The sequence below is a fragment of the Burkholderia sp. KCJ3K979 genome, assembly GCF_016759955.1.
Taxonomy (GTDB): domain Bacteria; phylum Pseudomonadota; class Gammaproteobacteria; order Burkholderiales; family Burkholderiaceae; genus Burkholderia; species Burkholderia orbicola.
The window spans coordinates 26347-48333 of sequence record NZ_JACFYV010000022.1 but is presented as its reverse complement, the minus strand read 5'-3'; the positions used below and the strand labels follow the sequence as shown (position 1 = coordinate 48333).

The window sequence follows — 21987 nt, the reverse complement described above, 5'->3', positions numbered from 1 at the left end:
GCACGCGGATCGCCATCCGTACCGGGCCGTGGATGGCGCTCAGTGTCGGATCATGCAGACGGCCACGATCTCGTACCCGGGGTCGGCATTCGCGCTCGCGGCTTGCTCCGCTTCGTCATACGAACCAAAGGAGGCGGCATCCTCGATGGTCGGCGCCATGCCGATATCGCCGTCCTCGGCGGTGCAGAGGAACTGCTCGCCGGTCTTCACGACATAGATGGACATCATGATTCCCTCCAGGGTTTGCAGGGGGAAATTTCAGTCTAGCAGGCTGGGGGCGGGGCGGCTGACGCGAATCCCGGTCATCAATCGGGGCCGGTTCGCCGATTCGGCCTTCCGCGAAGGGCCGGATGCGCGGCCGTGGGCCGGCGTGGACCGGCGAGCGCGCGGGCGGGGGCAACGATGCGCGGAAGAGCGGAAAGCCATGCACAATACGCACATGCGAGCTCCCGATCTTGAATGCCTTGTCGCCGTCGCCATGCCCTTCGGAAAATACAAGGGCCGACTCATTGCCGACCTGCCCGGCCCCTACCTCGACTGGCTGGCTCGCGAAGGGTTCCCGCGCGGCGAACTCGGCCGACAGCTCGCGCTCATGCACGAGATCGACCATAACGGTTTGCGGCACCTGCTGGAGCCGCTACGCAAACCGGCGTAGCACGGCGTCTCGCCCGGCCGGTTGCCCGAACACGCCGTCGCAGGCGAACCGTTACACGGACGGCCGGGTCGCGAGCTGGCGAAGTTCGCGGCCAGCGGCGCGGGTCGGCGTCGCTGGCCTGACTGGATGCGCCACGCAGCAAGGCGGTCCGCCGTTCCCGTCGCCCGATACGGCCGCGCTGCCGGAAGGCACGTAGCCGAATCTCGCGAACCTGGCGCAGGTCCGGCCGGGCGTGACGAAGAACCAGATGTACGAGTTCGCGACTTCCGTTGAGTCCGACCGATCTGCGTGTTCAGGCGTTTTGCCCGCGCAGCAGCCACAGCGTCAATTCCCGAAGCTGATTGACCGTGACGCGTTCGCGCAGCATGAACGTTCGCAGATACACCGCGCCGATGAGGCAGTGAAGCAACGGCATCGGGTCCGCGCCCCTGTGCCACTCTCCCCGCTGCGTCGCGCGTTCGAAAATCTGCTGGACCGCCGCAAACCGGTTGGTCCACAGCCGGTGCAACTCGCTGGTGACGCCGGCGTCGCTGTAGGTGGCGAGCACGAACTGGATCGCCGACCGGCCCACCCCGGTGCGCAAGTAGCGCACGGTTGCCGACATGAGCGCGACGAGATCCGCGTGCAGTGAACCCCGATTGGGGATCACGATGTTCTCGGCAAAAAGCTCGAACACGGCTTCCATCACCAGCCCTTCCTTGCTCTTCCAGCGGCGATAGATCGAACTCTCGTTCACGCCGGAAAGCGCGGCGACCGCGCCGATGCTGAGCCCCTCGAAACCGGATTCCTGCAATTGGGCGATGGTTGCCGCGACCACGGCATCACGGACGCGCGCGCTGCGGCCGCCAGGACGGCGGCGAGGCGATGGCGATTCTGCTTCGGCGGAATTGGACATGAGCGGATTTTACACGCGGCGTCGAGGGCTGACGGCGGGACGCCCCATGTCGAATCCGCGCACGACCGAGCCCGGAGGGGGGGTGCCTGCGGTAAACGTTAATGCAAGTTTACTTGCATTAACGGGCGACATGCGAAAACATGTCGTCTCGTTCGATAGCGATCAGGAGGTTGAATTGAAATCGGTGACGTTTTTCAAAGCCGGGGCAGAGGTAACCAGCGAGGACATCCTCAGGATGGAAGTCAAAAGGGCCCGGCACATGATGGCCCTGTTGATGGACAAGCTCGGGGCGGACGGCATGGTGAAGGTATTCGCGAAGGAGATCGCGGAACACGAGGCGAACGAGCGGGACTGGTCGAGGCGGGCCAATGGTCGTTTCCGTTCGTCGGTTGCCGAGGCGCACGTCGTGGCGGGCGACGGCGCGGCGTTCATCAAGTGGTTCTGGGACGGTTACAGCGGCCCGAACAGCGCCGCGATGCTGCGCGCTCACCCCGAGCATCTCGGCGCGCTATCGCTTCCCGGCGAGCGCGTGGGCATTCTCGAAGTGCCGGGCCATACGCGGTTCCCCGCGCTGCTGAAGTTCCGGCATCTGGACGACTGGAGCGGTGTCCCGATCGAACTGGCGCCCGATATGCCGCATCGCATGATGGGGCGAATCGAGTCGATCGACGGGGAGACGGTCGGGTACCTGCTGCATCAATTCAGGGATACGTCGCCGGGGTTCGATGCGCGGCTGGAAATTTTCTGGCCGTCGACCGCACCGGACGACTTGATTCGCGGTCACGCGGACCACCTGATGGTCGAGTGGTACAACTGGTTCGAACTCTACGCCCTCACGCGGACGCAACCGGACGACTTGATGTCGTTGGCTTTTTCCGTGAACGCATGACCTTCGGCAGGCTCGCCCGTTTCGGGCGGGCGGTTCAGCGCAGCGCCGCCCAGCGGCGCGACAGGCAGCATCGCAACGCGCGAAGGACACGTCGCATCGCCGTCATGTTTCGCATGTTTTCAGTGACAGGGCGGTGCGGGTGAATATCGATACGGATTACTGATAAAAGGACGGATCGATATCGGTCGAATGGCTTTCATGGCGTGTCGCGCATGCATTTTTCAAGAAAATTAATAAGTATACCTATTAAATAAAAGGAGATATCGGCTCATGAATCGGAAGAGGAGAGGCTGTCCGCTCATGCGGATGCAGGCGGCAGCCGCCATGTTGGCCGTCGGCGCGAGTGCGCATGCACAAAGTACGGTCACGCTGTACGGTGTCGTCGATGCCGGCGTCATGTACACGAGCCGCAGCTTCGACGCGGGAACCGGGACGAACGGAGCGCATCGGGTCTCGATGACGGACGGCGGGATTTCCGGCTCCCATTTCGGGATAACCGGCGTCGAAGATCTCGGCGCGGGCACCAAGGCGATCTTTACGCTGGAAAGCGGTTTCACCATGAACGACGGCGCGCTGGGCAATTCGAACGGCAACCTGTTCGGACGTCAGGCGTTCGTCGGGCTTTCGGGACGATTCGGAACCGTCAAGGCCGGCATGCAGTACTCGCCGTTCGGGCTGGCGATCGTCGACACGGACGCGCGGCACGCATCGTTCTTCGGCAGTCAGGCCGGCATCTACATGGGCAATTTTTTTGCGACGGGCATCTTCGTCGCCAATGCCGTGTCGTACACGAGCCCGACCGTGGCCGGTCTTCAGGCGAGTGCGCTGCTGGCGCTGGGCGGCGATCCCGGGAAATTTCAGGCCGGCCGTCAATACGCGGCGCGCTTGAGATACGAGTGGCGAAACCTGGTGGCCAACGCGGCACTCTTCAGCGGCAATCCCGGCGGTTCGGCGAGTACGTCCACGCCGTTTCCGTCGACGGTCGAATTCGCGGGCCGCACGATCGGCGCAGCGTATACGTGGGGCGCCGCGACGTTGAAAGGCTCGTATACGAGCTACAAGATCGCCCATTCCTTCAACGAGAAGGTGTACTCGATCGGCGGCGAGTATTTGATCACGCCCACGTTGTCCACCGACGCGGGCGTCTGGTACATGCGGGACAGCAACGATTCGGCCAGCCATGCGCTGCTGACGTCCGCCGGGCTGTACTACTCCCTGTCGAAGCGAACGACGGTGTATGGCGCCGCGGCCTTCGTGAACAACCATGGGTTGATGCATACGGGGTTTACGGTGAACGGCGCGCTCTACGCGCCGACCGGCGGCAGCACCAGTCTCGTCGTTGGCGCGCGCCATCTCTTTTGAGCGCCGAGCGTACGTCGTGAATTGAAATCGCCGCGAGCAGGCATGGCTCGCGGCGATTTCATGAGCACATCGGCGCGTGCGGTTCGACGTTCAAGCGGGCCCCCGCGCCGCGCGGTGACCGGCCCGAAACGCGTGCCGATCAGCGCGCGCTGTCCGCGACCGTCGCGGGCAGTACCGTGCCATAGTTGGCGCCGAACCCGATTCGCGCAAAGCCGTCACGCTCGCACCAGCCGCGAAAGATCACGGTATCGCCATCCTCGAGGAACGCGCGTGCTTCGCCGTTGCCGATGTCCACCGGGCGTGTTCCCCCCGACGTGAGTTCGATCAACGCGCCGGCTTCGCCCGGCGACGGTCCCGAAACGGTGCCGCTTCCGAGCAGGTCGCCGCTCTGGAGATTGCAGCCGCCCATCGTGTGATGCGCGATCATTTGCCCGAGCGTCCAGTACTGGTGCCGGAAACTGGTGTGCGTCAACGTACGCGGTTGCTGCCCTTGCGCGAGTTGCCGCGCGCTGAGGATCGACGCCTCCAGCTGGATATCGAACGCGCCGGCCGCCCTGTTGGTTTCGGCATCCAGATAGTCGAGCGGCTGCGGGCGAGCGGCCACGCGCGACCACGTCGTACGGTAGGGCAACAACGCCTCGACCGTGACGAGCCACGGCGACAAGGTCGTCGCGAAGTTCTTCGCCAGGAACGGCCCGAGCGGCTGCATTTCCCACGCCTGGATATCGCGAGCGGACCAGTCATTCAGCAGGCACAGTCCGAACAGGTGTTGCTGCGCATCGGCCAGCGGGATCGCGGTGCCGCGCGAATTGCCGGTACCGATCACCGCACCGACTTCCAGCTCGTAGTCGAGCTGGCGGCATGCGCCTCGAACGGGCGCGGACGACGGATCGGGCCGATACTGTCCCACCGGCCGATAGACTTGCTGGCCGCTCACGTCGATCGACGACACGCGGCCGTGATACGCGATCGGCAGCCAGTCGAAATTCGGGCTGATCGCCATCCCGAGCGGGCGACTGCAGTTCAACGCATGGTCGAGAGAAGTATAGAAGTCAGTGTAGTCGCCGATGCGCACGGGCACGGCATGTTCGGCGTCCGTCTGCGGCACCAGCATGTGACGCACGATTTTTTCGTGCGGGCTGCCTGCTTCCAGCAATGCGAACAGCGCATGGCGCAACGCCTGCCACGCGGCGGGGCCCATATCGAGCAGCGCATTCAACGTCGTTGCCGTGGCGGCCCGAACGGCGTCGGCGGCCAGACCATCAAGCACGCCTGCCTGCTGCAACGCCGCGAGGTCCACGATCTGATTGCCGATGGCGACCCCGCCGCGCCAGGGTTCGTCCCGGCCCGCGCGTCGGAAGATGCCCAGCGGCAGGTTCTGCAACGGAAAGTCGGTACCGGCCTCGTTGGCCGTATCCACCCAGCTGCGCCGGGTGACGTCGTGCGTGTGATTCAGTTCCATCGATATTCCTCGCATGAAGCGGTTCGATGCGAGTCTCAAGCCGTGGCGTTGAGTGCATCGTCGAAAATGGCGACCGCGCGAGTCCAGCCCGCGGAGGCGCCGCGAATTTTGTGCGGGAAGCACGAGACAAAAAAGCCGTGAGGCGGCAGCACCTCGAGGTTGTGGAGCTTCTCCAGATGGCAATAGCCGATATGGCGACCCGCCTTGTGCCCCTCCCAGATCAGCGATGCGTCGTGCGTCTCGGCGTATTTCCTGGCCGTATGCACGAACGGCGCATCCCAGCTCCAAGCATCGGTGCCGGTCAACCGGACGCCACGTTCGAGCAGGTACAGGGTGGCGTCGAGGCCCATGCCGCAACCGCTCGATACATAGTCGGGTTGCCCGTAGCGCAGCCCCGCGCGGGTATTGACCACGACGATTTCGAGCGGTTTGAGGACGTGATCGATGCGTGAAAGCTCCGCTTCGACGTCGGCTGCAGTAACGACGTAGCCGTCGGCTCGGTCGGTGAAATCCAGCTTCACGCCCGGCTGGAAGCACCAATCCAGTGGCACCTCGTCGATGGTGATCGCGCGCTCTCGCTCGCCCGTAGATTCGTTCATCGTGCTGTGAAAGTGATAAGGCGCATCGAGATGGGTGCCGTTGTGCGTACTCAAGCGGACGTGCTCGATAGCCCAGCCTTCGCTGTCCGGCAGGTCGTGTTCCTGCAGCCCGGGAAAGAAGGCCGTCACGCTCTTGGCCGTTTCCTCGTGCGCCAGATACTGAATCGTCGGGCCGTAACCCGGCGGATCGGAAATGACATCGTTTTCCAGATAGATCGAGAGATCGACGAAGCGTCGTGTCATGTTCGGGTACTCGTGGTTGGAGGGTGCGACCGTGGCCGCTGGCTCTGCAGTCCGGGCGCTCGGCGGGCATTCGCGTGTGCGGTCAACCGCGACGAACGAAGGCGCCCTTGCTCGTGCTATGATTGACTGTACGATCGTACAGTCAGTTTGATGCGAATGCAAACCGTCGTTGCGTGATGACCGGAACGACATGCGCGAAGACCTGCACAGGAATGAGAGGGACCATGCAAGCAAGGAAAACCACGAAGAAGGCAACCGTCACGCGCGGCGAGGGGCGAGTGCAGGACGCGGCCCAGACGAGCAAGCGCGAGCGCGTCCTCGACGTGGCGGAGCGCCTGTTTGCCGAAGGGGGTTTCGACGGGGTGTCGATGCGGGATATCGCGTCGGCGGCAGACGTCGGCTTGCCGCTGATCGTGTATCACTTCGAGACGAAGATGGGGCTGTATCGTGCGTTGTTCGAGCGCCGCAAAACCGTGCTGGACGCGCGGCTGGCGATGCTGCGCGAGCCGGTGGCCGCGGGGGAAGATCCGCTCGAGCACATCGTGCGTGCGTTCGTGCTGCCCGTCATGCAGATCCAGGGTACGGACGCCGGCCTTGCGTACGCGAAGCTCGTGGCACGTGAAGCATCCGATCCGCGCGAAGCGGAGCGCGGCATCGTCGCCGAATATTTCGACCCGTTTGCGGCCGAATTCGTCGGCGCGATCAAAAAGGCGCTCCCCGGCCATGGCGCCAGCTACGCCCATTGGGCCTACCTGTTCGCCGTCGGCGCGCTGGTGATGAGCGCGTTCGACAGCCGCATCGAGCGGATCTCGAACGGCAAGGTCAAGGCGGGCGCGTTGAAGAGCAAGACCACGCATCTGGTGACGTTCATTACCGCTGGCATTCGGGCGGGCGCAACGCCGGTCTGATCGGCCGGCACGCCGGCATTCCATGGTGCCGCGCGTCATTTGCAGCGGTGTTTCTTTGTGTCGTCACGTTACGCGGGATGCGGTCGAATCCCGCCGGGCAAACAATGGTCGAATATTTCCCCACCAACTATGTATGGAATCTGTCCGTCAATATCGCGCTGGCGTCGGGCGGAAACAGCGGCGAGATCGACGCGGTTTGCCGTTCGCTGGTTGCCGCGTCGACACGAAGCGACGACGGTGCAACCGAAGCCTTCTTTCTGTCCTGGTGCGATCTGGGCGACCGTCTTCGTGCGCTGGCGGAAGCGGATCTGGCTGCGGGCCGGCGATTGAGCGCCGGGGCGAAATTCGGCCGCGCCGCGGTGTACTACCTGACGGGCGAGCGGATGACCCATCCGTCATTCGAGCCCCGCAAGGCTGCCTATGCGAAGGCGCTGCGTTGTTTCGCCCGATTCGCCGAGCTTCACGAGAAAAATTGCGAGCGGGTCGAAATACCGTATCGCGGCGCCTCGCTCGCCGGCGTGTTCGTTGCGGCGCGCGGCGACGCATCGGCAGCCGCGCCGTGCGTGGTGTTCGCCAACGGACTCGACAGTTTCAAGGAGACGATTTACGGCAGCGGTGTGCAGCAGGCACTCGCGGCGCGCAACATTTCGAGTCTCGCGATCGATCAACCGGGCACCGGCGAAGCGCTGCGTGTGAGCGGCTTGACCGCATTGATCGAGTCGGAAGTGTGGGCGGGGGCCGTCGCCGACTACCTGGCGCAGCGTACCGACGTCGACAGTCGGATGCTCGGCATGTGCGCGTGGTCGCTCGGCGGGTACTACGCACCGCGCGCGGTCGCGATCGACAAGCGCTTCCGGCTGTGTGTCGCGTGGGGCGCGAACTTCAACTGGGGTGAGCTGCAGCGGCGCCGCCTCGCGCGGGAGGGCGACAACCCGGTTCCGCATTACTGGGATCATGTCCGATGGGTATGGGGCAAGGCCACGCTTGAAGAATTCATGGTCTTCTCGGAACGGATCACGCTGGCCCCCGTCATCGACGAAGTCACGGTTCCGTTCCTGATCGTCCATGGTGACGCCGATCGGCAAATCCCGCGGGAATACGCGATCCAGCAGTATCAGGGTGCGGTGAACAGCCCGAAGCGCGAGTTGAAATTCTTCACCGCGGCGGAAGGGGGCGTCGAGCACTGCAGCGCGGACAACGTGACGAACGTTCGCGACTATATCGCCGACTGGATTGCCGAGACGTACCGGGAACTGGGCGCGATACACGTGGAAACGTAAGCCGCGCTGTCGAGGCAGGAGGTGGCGGGAGCCGTTTCGAATCGACGTGCGCCGCCGTGCTTGGACCGCGAAACGGCGGTCGAATCATCGATCCCCCGCGAGGGGCGACCGATGGAGTCGACTCCTCCCGGCCGCCTGCCCATGAAGCCCGCAGGGTCGTCATGGAAAACTGTATGAATATACAGTATAGTACCCGTCGAACTCGAGCCGCACAGGTCCAACCCTTGCGGCACGTGCGCCGCGCCTGCGGGCATCCGCCGCAGCGTTCCGGCACCGTGAATTCCGGCTAACTCATTCAGACGGGCAGGCAAATTGTCATCCAGCAATCTGATCCGCATTCGCGGAGCACGTCAGCACAACCTCAAGAATCTCGATCTCGACCTGCGTACCGGTGAAATGACGGTCGTGACCGGCCCGTCGGGCTCCGGCAAGTCGAGTCTCGTGTTCGACACGCTGTACGCGGAAGGCCAGCGGCGCTACGTCGAAACCTTCAGCGCGTACGCGCGGCAGTTCCTCGACCGGATGGATCGCCCGCAGGTCGAGCGCGTCGACGGCGTGCCGCCCGCGATCGCAATCGACCAGACCAACCCGGTTCGGAGTTCGCGGTCGACCGTCGGCACGATGACCGAGCTGAACGACCACCTGAAGCTGCTGTACGCGCGCGCGGCCGAGCTGTTCGACCGCAAGACCGCGCGGCAGGTGCGGCACGACACGCCGGAGACGATCTACGCGGAACTCGTCGCGCGCACGCAGGCGGACGATCCGCGCGTCGTCGTCACGTTTCCGGTCGAATTGCCGGAGGCGGTGTCCGACGAGGAAATCGCGCAGTGGCTGTCGGCGAGCGGCTACACGCGCGTGCAGGCGCAGCGCGAGGTCGCGTCGCCCACCGGGCCGCGCAAGATGCTCGACGTGGTGGCCGACCGCTTTCGCGTGCAGCAGGCCGACAAGGCGCGGGTGGTGGAGGCGATCGAGGCGTCGCTGAAGCGCGGCGGCGGTCGCGTGAACATGTACGTGCTGGCCGCGGACGCGGAAAACGCAACGGCCGAGCCGTTGATCTGGCGCTTTTCCACCGGGCTCCACGATCCCGACAGCGACCTGCGCTACGCGGAGCCGCAGGCGGCGCTGTTCTCGTTCAACTCGGCGTACGGCGCGTGCGAAACCTGCCGCGGCTTCGGCCGCGTGATCGGCGTCGATCTCGGCCTCGTGATTCCCGACGCGCGCAAGACGCTGCGCGGCGGCGCGATCAAGCCGATGCAGACGCCCGCGTGGAAAGAGTGCCAGGACGACCTGATGCGCTATGCGGCGAAGGCCGGCATCCGGCGCGACGTGGCGTGGTCCGAGCTGACGGACGCCGAGCGCGACTGGGTCGTCAACGGTTCGCCGGACTGGAACGGCAAGTGGCAGAGCCAGTGGTACGGCGTGAAGCGCTTCTTCGGCTACCTCGAATCGAAAGCGTACAAGATGCACATTCGCGTGCTGCTGTCGAAATACCGCAGCTACACGCCGTGCGACGTGTGTGGCGGCGCGCGCCTGAAGACGGAGTCGCTGCAATGGCGGCTCGGCTCGAAAGAGAATGCCGACGCCGTGCTCGCGCCGGCCGACCGCTTCATGCCGCGCGGCGTCGACTGGAGCCGCGCGCAGCTCGAAGCGCTGCCGGGCCTGACCGTGCACGATCTGATGCTGCTGCCGATCGAGCGCATCCGCCGCTTCTTCGACGACATCGTGCTGCCGAGCGCGCTGCTCGACGACGCATTGAAGCTGCTGCTGGCCGAGGTGCGCACGCGCCTGAAATACCTGTGCGACGTCGGGCTCGGCTACCTGACGCTCGACCGGCAAAGCCGCACGCTGTCGGGCGGCGAGGTGCAGCGGATCAACCTGACGACGGCGCTCGGCACGTCGCTCACGAAAACCCTGTTCGTGCTCGACGAACCGAGCATCGGGCTGCATCCGCGCGATCTCACGCGGATCGTCGAGGCGATGCAGCGGCTGCGCGACGCGGGCAACACGCTGGTCGTGGTCGAGCACGATCCGTCGGTGATGCTCGCGGCCGATCGATTGATCGACATGGGCCCCGGCCCGGGCGAACGCGGCGGCACGATCGTGTACGACGGCACGCCCGGCGACATCCGTTCGGCGCGCACGCTGACGGGCGAGTATCTCGGCGGCCGCAAGCAGGTCGCGCATGCGTCGAACTGGGCGCGCCGCGTGGTCGACGCGAACACGCCGCGCATCGTGCTCGAAGGCGCGACCGAGCACAACCTGCGCGACGTCACGGTCGAGATCCCGCTGCAGCGGCTCGTGTGCGTGACGGGCGTATCCGGCTCCGGCAAATCCACGCTGCTGCAGGACGTGCTGTATCCGGCGATGGCGCGCCATCACGGCAAGGCGACCGAATCGCCGGGCGCGTTCCGCAGCCTCACGGGCGCCGACCAGGTCGGCGACGTCGTGTTCGTCGACCAGTCGCCGATCGGCAAGACCACGCGCTCGAACCCGGCGAGCTACGTCGGCGCGTTCGACGAAATCCGCAAGCTGTTCGCGAAGGCGCCGCTCGCGCTGCAACGCGGCTACGGCGCCGGCACGTTCAGCTTCAACTCGGGCGACGGCCGTTGCCCGACCTGCGGCGGCTCGGGCTTCGAACACATCGAAATGCAGTTCCTGAGCGACGTCTACCTGCGTTGCCCGGATTGCGACGGCAGCCGCTACCGCGCCGAGATTCTCGAAGTGCGCATCGAGCGCGACGGCCGCGCGCTGAACATCGCCGATGTGCTCGATCTCACCGTCAGCGAGGCGGCCGCGTTCTTCGCGACCGATGCCGAGGTGCTGCGCGTGCTGCAGCCGATCGTCGACGTCGGCCTCGAATACGTGAAGCTCGGCCAGCCGGTGCCGACGCTGTCGGGCGGCGAAGCGCAGCGCCTGAAGCTCGCCGGCTTCCTCGCCGAATCCGCGGCGGCGGCCAACGGGCGCCGGGTCGCGACGGAAGAGGCGCGCATCGCCCGCGCGAAGCTGTTCATGTTCGACGAGCCGACCACCGGGCTGCACTTCGACGACATCGCGAAGCTGATGCAGGCGTTCGGCAAGCTGCTCGCGGCCGGCCATTCGCTGATCGTGATCGAGCACAATCTCGACGTGATCCGCGCGGCCGACTGGCTGATCGATCTCGGTCCGGAAGGCGGCGACGGCGGCGGCCTGGTGCTGTGCGCGGGCACGCCCGACGACGTGAAGGCCTGCGCCGAATCGCATACCGGCGTGGCGCTGCTGCAGTACGACCGCGAGATGGAGGGCGCAGCCGCGGGTGCCGACGAAGGCGTGCCGCTGCAGGCCGTGCTGAACGCGGCGCGCGCGCGCCGTGCGATCGAAGGCGAGGACGTCGTGCGGATCGTCAACGCGCGCGAGCACAACCTGAAGTCGCTCGACGTCGACATCCCGCACGGCAAGTTCAACGTGATCACCGGCGTGTCGGGTTCCGGCAAGTCGACGCTCGCGTTCGACATCCTGTTCCACGAAGGCCAGCGCCGCTACCTCGAATCGCTGAACGCGTATGCGCGCTCGATCGTGCAGCCGGCCGGCCGCCCCGAGGTCGACGCGGTGTACGGCATCCCGCCGACCGTCGCGATCGAGCAGCGGCTGTCGCGCGGCGGGCGCAAGAGCACGGTCGCGACCACGTCCGAAGTGTGGCATTTCCTGCGGCTGCTGTATGTGAAGCTCGGCCTGCAGCATTGCATCCACGACGGCACGCCGGTCACGTCGCAATCCGTCGAATCGATCACCGCGCAATTGCTGCGCGATCATCGCGGCGAGCACGTCGGGCTGCTCGCGCCGCTCGTCGTCAATCGCAAGGGCGTCTATACCGATCTCGCGAAGTGGGCGAAGGCGCGCGGCAGCACGCATCTGCGCGTCGACGGCGAGTTCGTCACGGTCGATCCGTGGCCGAAGCTCGACCGGTTCCGTGAACACACGATCGAATTGCCGGTGGCCGATATCGTCGTGTCGCCGGACAACGAGGCCGAGTTGCGGCGCAGGCTCGACGAGACGCTCGAGCTCGGCAAGGGCGTGATGCACCTGCTCGCGCCGCTCGACGGGCTGCATCACGCGATGCAGAACGATCATTCGACCGCGCAGGTCGGCGCGGTCAAGGTGCTGTCGGTGAAGCGCGCGTGCCCGGTATGCGGCACGAGCTATCCGGAACTCGACCCGAGGATGTTCTCGTACAACAGCAAGCACGGCTGGTGCACGACTTGTGTCGGCACCGGCGTCACGCTCACCCGCGAGCAGCGCGCCGCGTACGACGACACGGTGCTCGCCGGCGACGATCGCGGCCGCGAACAGACGCTGCCGTCGGACGAACAGGAGCCGGAAGGCGTCGGCAACGAGCCGTGCCCGGATTGCCACGGCACGCGGCTGAATCCGTCCGCACGCGCGGTCACGTTCGATGCGCATCCGATCGTCGAGGTCGCGCAGTGGACGGTGTCGGACACGCGCCGCTGGATCGACGCGCTGGAACTCACCGGGCGCGACGCGCAGATCGCGCGCGACATCGTCAGCGAGATCGGTAGCCGCCTCGCGTTTCTCGAGGAAGTCGGGCTCGGCTACCTGAGCCTCGACCGCGCGGCGCCGAGCCTGTCGGGCGGCGAAGCGCAGCGCATCCGGCTGGCCGCGCAGCTCGGCAGCAACCTGCAGGGCGTGTGCTACGTGCTCGACGAGCCGACCATCGGCCTGCATCCGCGCGACAACCAGATCCTGCTGGATGCATTGCGCAAGCTCGGCGACAAGGGCAATACGCTCGTCGTCGTCGAGCATGACGAGGACACGATCCGCCGCGCGGATCACATCATCGACGTCGGCCCGGGCGCCGGCAAGCGCGGCGGCACGCTGGTCGCGCAAGGCGCGGTGGCCGATCTCGCCGCGCAGGCCGATTCGGTGACGGGGCGCCTGCTCGCGCAGCCGATGACGCACCCGTTGCAACCCCGCCGCAGCGTGAGCCTGCCGGGCAAGAAGGGCGGTGAAGCCGTGCCGGAAGCCTGGCTGACCGTGCATGGCGCGCGGCTGCACAACCTGCGCGACGTCACGGTCGGCATTCCGCTCGCGCGGCTCGTCGCGGTCACCGGCGTCAGCGGTTCGGGCAAGTCGACGCTCGCGCGCGACGTGCTGATGACGAACCTGCTGGATGCGGTCGGCCGCTCGGTACTGTCGTCGCCCGCCACGCGGCGTGCGCGCAAGGCCGCGCAGCAGGACGCGCCGGCCGCCAACCGTCGTTCGAGCGTGCTCGCGCGCAGCGCACCGCGGCCGTCGCTGAACGTCACGCATGCGTGGCAAGGCTGCGAGTCGCTGAGCGGCTGGGAGCAGATCGATCGCGTGCTCGAAGTCGACCAGACGCCGATCGGCAAGACGCCGCGTTCGTGCCCGGCCACCTATATCGGCGTGTGGGACACGATCCGCAAGCTGTTCGCTGATACGCTCGAAGCGCGCGCACGCGGCTATACGGCGTCGCGTTTCTCGTTCAATACCGGCGACGGGCGCTGCCCCGCGTGCGAAGGGCAAGGCGTGCGCACGATCGGCATGAGCTTCCTGCCGGACGTGAAGGTGCCGTGCGACGTGTGCCACGGGCAGCGCTTCAATCCGGAAACGCTCGCCGTCACGTGGCGCGGCCGGAACATCGGCGACGTGCTGACGATGGAGATCGACGAGGCGGTCGAGTTTTTCGCGCCGATCTCGAACATCGCGCATCCGCTGCAGCTGATGAAGGACGTCGGGCTCGGCTATCTGACGCTCGGCCAGCCGTCGCCGACGCTGTCCGGCGGCGAGGCGCAGCGCATCAAGCTCGTCACCGAGCTGACGAAGGTGCGCGACGACATCATGCGGCGCGGCCAGAAGGCGCCGCACACGCTGTACGTGCTCGACGAGCCGACGGTCGGCCTGCATATGGCCGATGTCGCGAAGCTGATCCGCGTGCTGCACCGGCTGGTGGATGCCGGGCATAGCGTCGTCGTGATCGAGCACGATCTCGACGTGATCGCGGAAGCCGACTGGATCATCGATCTCGGGCCCGAAGGCGGCGTGGGCGGCGGCACGATCGTCGCGGCGGCGCCGCCGGAAGGGCTCGTGCAGGTGAAGGCCAGCCATACCGGGCAAGCGCTGAAGCCGGTGCTGGCCCGAACGGCCAGCGAAGACGCCGAAGTGGAGCAGCAGGGCGCGGCGCGAGTCGGCTGAACGCGTCGCATCCGGCGAGCGGCCCCGATGCCTGGTGAGGCATCGGGGCCGTTCTCGTTTCGTCCTTCATGTCGACGATGGCGCCGCGCTCAATTCGCGTTGACGCCGATCGCCTCGATGATGGTCTCCAGTTGCGGGCTCATCGGCAGGTTCAGACTCAAGCCGGACGGAAGCGGGCGCAGGAACCAGCGCTTGTACTGACGTGCGATCTCGCCGTCGGCGGCCAACTCCTGGAACGTGCTTTTCACGATCTGCGCGAGTTGCGGATCGTCCTTGCGGAACATGATGCCGTACGGGTCGTAGGATAGAAAATCGCCCACCACGTCGTACTGGCCGCCCTTGCTCGCATTCTCGGCGATCAGGCCGTACAGCAGCACGTCGTCCGTCGCGAACGCGTCGGCGCTGCCGTTCGCGACGAGCGCGAAGCCTTGCGCATGGTCCGGTACCACGTGTAGCTGGACCCCGAGCCGGAACTTGTCATTCAGGTCGCGCAGCGCCTTCTCGTTGGTCGTGCCGGCCGTCACCGCGACTTTCTTGCCCGCGAGATCGCGGAACGAGCGGATCGGCGCGCCGCGTTTCACCATCACCTTCGTGCCGGCCACGAAGAAGATCGGCGAGAACGCCACGCGTTTCTGGCGCTCGAGGTTGCTGGTCGTGGAGCCGCATTCCAGATCGACCTTGCCGCTGACCACCGCGTCGATGCGGTTGTCGGACGTGACCGGCACCCAGCGGATCGTCAGGCTCTGGTTGATCGCATCCTCGATCGACGCCACGAGCGCCTTGCACAGCTCGATCGAATAGCCGATCGGCTGGTTGCGCGCATTCAGGTACGAAAACGGGATCGACGCGTCGCGATAGCCGAGCGCAATCGTGCCGCTGCCGCGCACCTTCGCGAGCGTGCCGGTCAGTTGGGCCGGCGCGAACGGCTCGACGCGCGGCGGCGTCGACGGCGCGTCGTCCGCACGCGCGGCCGCGCCCGTCGCAAGCAGGCCCGCGAGCGCGAGCGCACGCCAGAATCGCTGCATCTTCATCGCCGGGCCTCCGTCAGACTTCCGTCGGATGTGCGATCGTCGCTTCCTGTTCCGCTTCGATGCGCGCCGCGTTGGCTTCGGCTTCCGCTTCCGGCAGGAGCTGGCCTTCCCATTTCGCGACCACCGCGCTCGCGATCGAATTGCCCACCGCATTGGTGGCCGAGCGGCCCATGTCGAGGAACGTGTCGACGCCGAGAATCAGCAGCAGCCCGGCCTCCGGCAGCCCGAACTGGTGCAGCGTGGCCGCGATCACGACGAGCGAAGCACGCGGCACGCCGGCCATTCCCTTCGACGTGAGCATCAGCACCAGCAGCATCGTGATCTGCGTGCCGAGCGACAGGTGCATGTTGTACGCTTGTGCGATGAACAGCGACGCGAACGTGCAGTACATCATCGAGCCGTCGAGGTTGAACGAATAGCCCATCGGCATCACGAAGCTCGAGATCTTGCGTTTCACGCCGAAGCGGTCGAGCGCGTCGAGGATCTTCGGGTACGCGGCTTCGGAGCTGGCCGTCGCGAACGACAGCATGAACGCTTCCTTGATCAGCACCAGCAGCTTGAACACCCGCGGCCCGAGGAACACCAGCCCCGCACACACGAGCAACGCCCAGAGCAGGAACAGGCTGACGTAGAAGTCGCCCATGAACACCGCGAACTTCAGCAGTACCGATAGCCCGTTGACCGCGACGGTCGCGGCCATCGCGGCCATCACCGCGAGCGGCGCGAGCTTCATCACGTAGCCGGTGATCTTCAGCATCACGTGCGACAGCTGGTCGATCGCGGCGATGAGGATCTTGCCGCGCTCGCCGAGCGCGGCGAGCGCGACGCCGAAGAACATCGAGAACACGACGATCTGCAGGATTTCGTTGTTCGCCATCGCCTCGGCGAACGACCTCGGCACCATGTGGCCGACGAAATCCTTCAGCGTGAACTTGGATGTCGCGAGGTTCGCCGATGCGCCGATGTCCGGCAGCGGCAGGCCGAGATTGTCGCCGGGCCGCAGCAGGTTCGCCATCAGCAGCCCGAGCAGCAGCGAGACCAGCGACGCGGTGATGAACCAGGTGATCGATTTCGCGAATACGCGCCCGACCGAGGCCGCGTCGCCCATGTGTGCGATGCCGACGACCAGCGTGGAGAAGACGAGCGGCCCGATCACCATCTTGATCAGGCGCAGAAATACGTCGGAGACGAGCGAGATGTAGCCGGCGACTTCGGCGGCGGCCTTCTTGTCCGGAAAGCTCGTGAAGACCATGTAGCCGATCGCGATGCCTGCCGCCATCGCGACCAGGATCCAGACGGCTGCAGCATTCTTTTTTCGCATCGTAAGCCTCCCATGCAGCGGTTTCGCAATCGGGAATGAAAGGACGATACAGGACCAGAATCGCGATGAACAGTGCAACCGGGTTCGGGTTTGCGCTAGCGCCGGATCATGGCCGATGGGGCGACGGTGATGGTGGGGGGGCGCGGCGTGCCCGTGCGCCGGCGCAACCGGGTGAGGATTGGTGCGACGCAGCACATTGCCTGTTCGACGGACGCCGGATGGCGGTAACCTGCGCTGCGCCATTTCGCCACTGTTCTGCACCACCGACGATGTTGCGGTGCCGGGATGCCGCGCCACTGTGAACAGGCGCTAGTCGTGCGCCCGCGGGTCCAGCAGGCTCGTGCTGAAATCGCACGCTTGCTCCGCGAGCCGGACGATCTCGGCGGTCAGCGATTGAGCGCGTTCGGCCCGGTGCAGCGCGACGTAGCGAACCGGCGGCAGCGCCGGCTGCGTGCGCACGATCTCCAGCGCGTCGCAAGCGACGAGGTGCGCGACGCACGCCTTCGGCAGATAGCTGATGCCGAGGCCCGACAGCGTCAGGCCGATCTGCGCGAGCAGGCTGTTGCTCGACAGCACGCGCTGAGTCGCGACGCCGTGTTCCTGCAGAAAGCGCGTGTACAGATGCCCGGTGCCCGACAGGTTCCCCTGCAGGATCAGCGGAAACCGCGCGATCTCCGTCAACGCAAGGGCGGCCCGGGACGTCGGCATGAATCCGGCCGCGCACATCCACGCGTTGTCGACCTCGCCGACCACCGTCGCCGTGAACGCGTCCGTCGCATGAATCTGCGGGACCACGATCAGATCGATCGTGTCGGCCGCGAGCCGGTCGCGCAGCGTCGCGGTCAGGTCCACCTCGGCCTCCACGTGCACGCGCGGATAGGCGGCCTGGATCGCCGCGATCAGGCGCGGCAGCCACGTCAGCGCGGTCAGTTCGGTCACGCCGATCCGGACATGCCGCACCAGCGCTTCCTTCGAACTCATCCGCTCGACCACGCGGTCGCGCTGTTCGAGCAATGCCTTCGCATGGTCGAACAGCTCCGCGCCCTTGTCGGTGAGCCGCGCGCTGCGATGTGCGCGATCGAACACGGTGAGGTCGAACGCGCGTTCGAGCTCCTGGATGCGCTTCGATACGGCCGACTGCGTCGTGTTCAGGCGCGTCGCGGCCGCGTCGAACGAGCCGAGCTGCACGATCCAGTACAGCGCTTCCATCTGCTTGAACGTCAGCATCGCGTGTCACTCGATAGATGAAGAAAAGCGATATGTTCTCATGTCAAAAAATCGCTTTTTTTACATATTTAGGCTGTTTAAGGTGCTCCCGTTGCGTCGCATGGCGAGTGCGTTCATCAGAAAACGCGCCGCATCGCACCCAGCGTTCAATCGAACCCCCATTCTCTGGAGATTGCATGGACACCGTCATCGACTCCCCGCCCGTCGTCGGCGCGGCCCGCAAGCCGCGCGTCGGGCTCGCGTGGCAGATCGTCATTGGCCTCGTCATCGGCATCGCGACCGGGCTCGTGCTGAACCGGTTTCCGCAACTGCGCGACACGGCCGTGTCCGGGTTGCTGCAGCCGGCCGGCGACATCTTCATCAAGCTGGTGCGGATGATCGTCGTGCCGATCGTATTCACGAGCATGGTGATCGGCATCGCCGGCGTGGGCGACGGCAAGTCGCTCGGACGCCTCGGCATCAAGACGCTGCTCTATTTCGAGGTGATCACGACGATCGCGATCGTGCTCGGGCTCGTGATCGGCAACGTGCTGCAGCCAGGCGTCGGCACCGACATGTCGCAACTCGGGCACACCGACATTTCCCGTTACCAGCAGACCACGCAACAGGTGCAGCAGGCGCACCACGGGCTGATGGCGCTGGTGCTCGGCATCATCCCGGACAACATCGTCGCGTCGATGGCCAAGGGCGACCTGCTGCCGGTGATCTTTTTCTCGCTGCTGTTCGGGCTCGGGCTGCAGTCGGTGCCGGAAGAACATCGCAAGCCGGTGCTCGCGATGCTCAAGGGCGTCGCCGACGCGATGTTCAAGGTGACGAACATGGTGATGCGCTATGCGCCGGTCGGCGTGTGCGCGCTGATCGCGGTGACCGTTTCAAGTTTCGGCTTCGGATCGCTGCTGCCGCTGCTGAAACTCGTCGCCGTCACTTACTTCGCGATCCTGCTGTTCGCGATCGCCGTGCTCGGCGTGACCGCGCGGCTGTTCGGGTTCCGCATCCTGACACTGCTGCGCGTGATCAAGGACGAACTGATCATCGCGTTCTCGACCTGCAGTTCGGCGACCGTGCTGCCGCAACTGATGAAGAAGATGGAGGACTACGGCGTGCCGAAGAGCATCACGACGTTCGTGGTGCCGACCGGCTACACGTTCAACCTCGACGGCGCGTCGATCTATCTCGGCATCGGCACGCTGTTCGTCGCGCAGCTGTATGGCGTGCACCTCGGCTGGCAGCAGCAGGTGCTGCTGACGCTGACCATGGTCGTCACGTCGAAGGGCGCCGCCGGCGTGCCGGGCTTCATGTTCGTGATCATGCTCGCGACGCTCGCGAGCGCGGGATTGCCGCTCGAAGGGCTCGCGTTCATTGCCGGCGTCGACCGGATCATGGACATGGGCCGCACCGCGCTGAACGTCGTCGGCAATGCGCTGGCGCCGCTCGTCATCGCGAAATGGGAAGGCCGGTACGACGCGGAGAAGGGCCGCGCGTACGTCGAATCGCTGCGCGGCTGAACGCCGCCATGCACGCACCGCACAACATTCCGAAGCAAACAGGAGCATCGAAGATGAGCAGTCCCCGTGGCGCACTTTTTCCCGACGCGTTGATGCAGCAGATCAAGTCGCGCTTTCATCACGTCGATCGCGACGTCGACGGCCGCGAGCGGTTGTTCTTCGACAACGCGGGCGGGTCGTTCCGGTTGAAGGCGGCAGTCGACGCGTACGCGCGGGTCGATGCGCTGCCCGATTGCCCGGAGCGTATCCATGCGCGGGCGCTCGATCTGCAGGCGATCCAGTCGCGCGGCGAGGACGACGTCCGCACGATCCTGAACGCGCAGGGCGGCACCGTGTATGCGTCGCTGACCGCATCGGGCGCGATGTTCGACATGGTGCGCGCGATCATGGAGAACGTGCCGGGCACCAACGCGGTGACGACCGTGCTCGAGCACCCGTCGTCCTACGATGCAATGACGGTTTACGCGGAACGGACCGGCAAGACGCTGCGCATCGCGCCGAGCAATCCGGTGACCGGCGGCGTGGACGTCGACGCGATCGTGGCGCTGGTCGACGCCGATACCGCGCTGCTCAGCGTGATGGCGGCGTCGAACATCTCCGGTGCGAAATTCGACATCGAGACGATCGTCGCGCGGGCGAGAGAGAAGAAGCCCGATCTGTTCATCGTCGTCGACGCGGTCCAGCATGCGCCGCACGGGGTCATCGACCTGCAGCGCACGCCGGTCGACGGGATCAACTTCGCGCCGTACAAGTTTTTCGGATGCCGCGGCTCGGGCATGTCGTGGCTGTCCGAGCGTGCGGCCGCGCTGCCGCATCACCGGCTCGCCGCGAAGGAAAACGGCGTATGGGAACTCGGCAGCCCGGCGCCCGCGCAATTTGCGGTCGTATCGTCGATTGTCGATTACGTGGCGTGGATCGGCCGGTATTTCACCGATTCCGACGACCGGCGCACGCTGTTCGTCGAGGGTATGCACCGGATCGAGCTGCATGAACGCGCGCTGCTCGCCGCGTTGCTCGACGGCTTGCGCGCGATCGACGGCGTCGACGTCTACTGGGATCATGACGACCTGACGCAGCGCGACCTGATCGTCGGGATCGGCTTCGCGCATCTCGAACCGACGCAGGCGGTGCGGGAATACGAGAAGCACGGTGTGATCGTCTATGAGCGCGTCGCGTCGAGCCTGTACTCGGGCCGGATGCTGAAATCGTTCGGGCTCGCCGGCGCGGTGCGGATCTCGCCGCTCCATTGTCATGCGCCGGACGATATCGCGCGATTCCTCGCGATCACCGAAGCGCTCGCGGCACAGCGCTGATCGGCGACACGGCCCGATTGTCCGGGCCGTACCGGTTTCGGCGCGGTTATCGATCAGCCCGCCGGCGCGACCGATGCGCCCGTGATGCCGTGCCGGCGCAGCGAATCGGCGACGAAGCCCGACGCCTTCATGTCCTCGACGAACGCGGCCAGTGCCGCGGCGGCCGCGTCGCCGCGACTCTTCGGCACGCCCATCGCCTGCCGAATCACCATGAAGCGCTCGTCGAGCAGGCGCAGGCCGGGCGTTTTCGCGGCGTCGGTTTCGAGCTGCTGCTTCACGCCGGCCGCCACTTCCAGCTGCTGCTCGACGAACGTCGGCACGACGGCTTGCGACGTCGGCGCACGCACGATCTGCGCGGCCTTCAGTTCGCGGGTGAGGAACAGGTCGTACGCGCTGCCCTTGCCGACGGCCACGCGGTTGTGCAGCTGGTCGACGTCCGCGTTGGTGCGGATCGGCGATGCATCCGGCACGAGATAGAAGCCTTCGATCAGCACGTACGGCGCGGTGAACGCGACCGTTTCGCCGCGCAGCGGATCGACCGCGAAGAAGCCGAAATCGGCGCGCTCGTCGGTCAGCGCCTGCACCGATTTGCCGGCGGCGTCGAACACGACGAGCTCCAGATCGGCCGACAGGCGCTCGGCGAAGGCACGGGCGAGGTCGATCGATACGCCGAATGGTTCGCCCGTTGCCGGGTCGCGGTTCGCGAGGATCGGGTTGCCGAGGTTGATCGATGCGCGAAGCTTGCCGGTGGGCGTGAAGGCGGAGACGACAGCAGGAGCGATGGGCATGGGCGGACTCGCGGGAGGCGTAGGGTTGGTCGGGTGACGGGATGCGCGACGGCGCGTCGATGCCGAGCTTATCACCCGGACGTTGGATGGAGCGTGTCGCCCGGCGTGCCGGTGCGCGATAGAGCGGGAGACGCTGCGCCAGCGTCGATGGCGCAGTGCATCGGTGATCAGCGACAGGGCCGGCGACGCCTCCGTACGCTGGTCTTTCGTGCGCACGGCTGTTTCCAGCAGCCCGTCGCGGGGGAACGACGCATCGATAGCAAGACGCCCGTGATGTGGGAAAACGCGTCGTTCACGGGCGT

Annotated in this window: 16 protein-coding genes; 8 read left to right on the top strand and 8 right to left on the bottom strand. The window is 65.9% G+C overall.

Annotation, left to right across the window (positions count from 1 at the left end; translation table 11 throughout):
- Positions 1-39 precede the first annotated feature (39 nt).
- Positions 40-228 (bottom strand): hypothetical protein, encoded by a 189-nt coding sequence (locus tag H3O04_RS08150; protein ID WP_105798170.1) that lies wholly within the window; start codon positions 226-228, stop codon positions 40-42.
- A 211-nt stretch (positions 229-439) separates the two neighbouring features.
- Between H3O04_RS08150 and H3O04_RS08145 the strand changes: the two genes are divergently transcribed.
- Positions 440-655, top strand: a complete 216-nt coding sequence (locus H3O04_RS08145; protein ID WP_202587492.1) for a DUF3820 family protein — start codon at positions 440-442, stop codon at positions 653-655.
- Positions 656-947: 292 nt separating this feature from the next.
- On the opposite strand, the gene H3O04_RS08140 is transcribed toward H3O04_RS08145, so the two are convergent.
- Positions 948-1550, bottom strand: a complete 603-nt coding sequence (locus H3O04_RS08140) for a TetR/AcrR family transcriptional regulator (RefSeq protein WP_202587485.1) — start codon at positions 1548-1550, stop codon at positions 948-950.
- Between H3O04_RS08140 and H3O04_RS08135 the strand changes: the two genes are divergently transcribed.
- Entirely contained in the window at positions 1549-2439 is an 891-nt protein-coding gene (locus H3O04_RS08135) for a hypothetical protein (RefSeq protein WP_237666217.1), read from the top strand. The two genes, H3O04_RS08140 and H3O04_RS08135, sit on opposite strands and share 2 nt — an antisense overlap.
- A gap of 324 nt (positions 2440-2763) precedes the next feature.
- On the top strand, positions 2764-3801 hold the full coding sequence (locus H3O04_RS08130; protein WP_442862823.1) for a porin: 1038 nt from the start codon (positions 2764-2766) through the stop codon (positions 3799-3801).
- Positions 3802-3940: 139 nt separating this feature from the next.
- On the opposite strand, the gene fahA is transcribed toward H3O04_RS08130, so the two are convergent.
- Positions 3941-5263 carry a fumarylacetoacetase gene (gene fahA / locus H3O04_RS08125; RefSeq protein ID WP_202587483.1) on the bottom strand — a complete coding sequence of 441 codons (1323 nt, stop codon included), beginning with the start codon at positions 5261-5263 and terminating at the stop codon, positions 3941-3943.
- A 35-nt stretch (positions 5264-5298) separates the two neighbouring features.
- A complete protein-coding gene (locus H3O04_RS08120) occupies positions 5299-6105 on the bottom strand; it encodes a cyclase family protein (protein WP_011549162.1) in 807 nt (268 codons plus the stop codon).
- Positions 6106-6329: 224 nt separating this feature from the next.
- Here H3O04_RS08120 and H3O04_RS08115 point away from each other — a divergent pair, with 224 nt between their 5' ends.
- From H3O04_RS08115 to uvrA, 3 genes are all read left to right on the top strand, one after another.
- Positions 6330-7013, top strand: a complete 684-nt coding sequence (locus tag H3O04_RS08115; RefSeq protein WP_202587491.1) for a TetR/AcrR family transcriptional regulator — start codon at positions 6330-6332, stop codon at positions 7011-7013.
- A gap of 77 nt (positions 7014-7090) precedes the next feature.
- Positions 7091-8293, top strand: coding sequence for an alpha/beta hydrolase family protein (locus H3O04_RS08110; protein ID WP_011549160.1), 1203 nt, complete (start codon positions 7091-7093; stop codon positions 8291-8293).
- Between the two features lie 312 nt (positions 8294-8605).
- Positions 8606-14500 carry an excinuclease ABC subunit UvrA gene (uvrA, locus tag H3O04_RS08105; protein ID WP_202587482.1) on the top strand — a complete coding sequence of 1965 codons (5895 nt, stop codon included), beginning with the start codon at positions 8606-8608 and terminating at the stop codon, positions 14498-14500.
- Positions 14501-14589: 89 nt separating this feature from the next.
- Here the strand turns inward: uvrA and H3O04_RS08100 are convergent, their stop codons facing one another.
- The 3 genes from H3O04_RS08100 to H3O04_RS08090 form a co-directional block, all read right to left on the bottom strand.
- On the bottom strand, positions 14590-15531 hold the full coding sequence (locus tag H3O04_RS08100; protein ID WP_105798168.1) for an amino acid ABC transporter substrate-binding protein: 942 nt from the start codon (positions 15529-15531) through the stop codon (positions 14590-14592).
- A gap of 13 nt (positions 15532-15544) precedes the next feature.
- Complete coding sequence (locus tag H3O04_RS08095; RefSeq protein WP_023475159.1) at positions 15545-16852, bottom strand: dicarboxylate/amino acid:cation symporter; 1308 nt, start codon at positions 16850-16852, stop codon at positions 15545-15547.
- 309 nt (positions 16853-17161) lie between these two features.
- Positions 17162-18079, bottom strand: coding sequence for a LysR family transcriptional regulator (locus H3O04_RS08090; protein ID WP_027809824.1), 918 nt, complete (start codon positions 18077-18079; stop codon positions 17162-17164).
- Positions 18080-18255: 176 nt separating this feature from the next.
- Between H3O04_RS08090 and gltP the strand changes: the two genes are divergently transcribed.
- Positions 18256-19584 carry a glutamate/aspartate:proton symporter GltP gene (gltP, locus tag H3O04_RS08085; protein ID WP_011549155.1) on the top strand — a complete coding sequence of 443 codons (1329 nt, stop codon included), beginning with the start codon at positions 18256-18258 and terminating at the stop codon, positions 19582-19584.
- A gap of 53 nt (positions 19585-19637) precedes the next feature.
- Positions 19638-20897, top strand: coding sequence for an aminotransferase class V-fold PLP-dependent enzyme (locus H3O04_RS08080; protein WP_202587481.1), 1260 nt, complete (start codon positions 19638-19640; stop codon positions 20895-20897).
- Between the two features lie 53 nt (positions 20898-20950).
- Here the strand turns inward: H3O04_RS08080 and H3O04_RS08075 are convergent, their stop codons facing one another.
- The gene (locus H3O04_RS08075) at positions 20951-21685 is read right to left on the bottom strand and encodes an ABC transporter substrate-binding protein (protein WP_202587480.1); all 735 of its coding nucleotides are present in this window, start codon (positions 21683-21685) and stop codon (positions 20951-20953) included.
- Positions 21686-21987 lie beyond the last annotated feature (302 nt).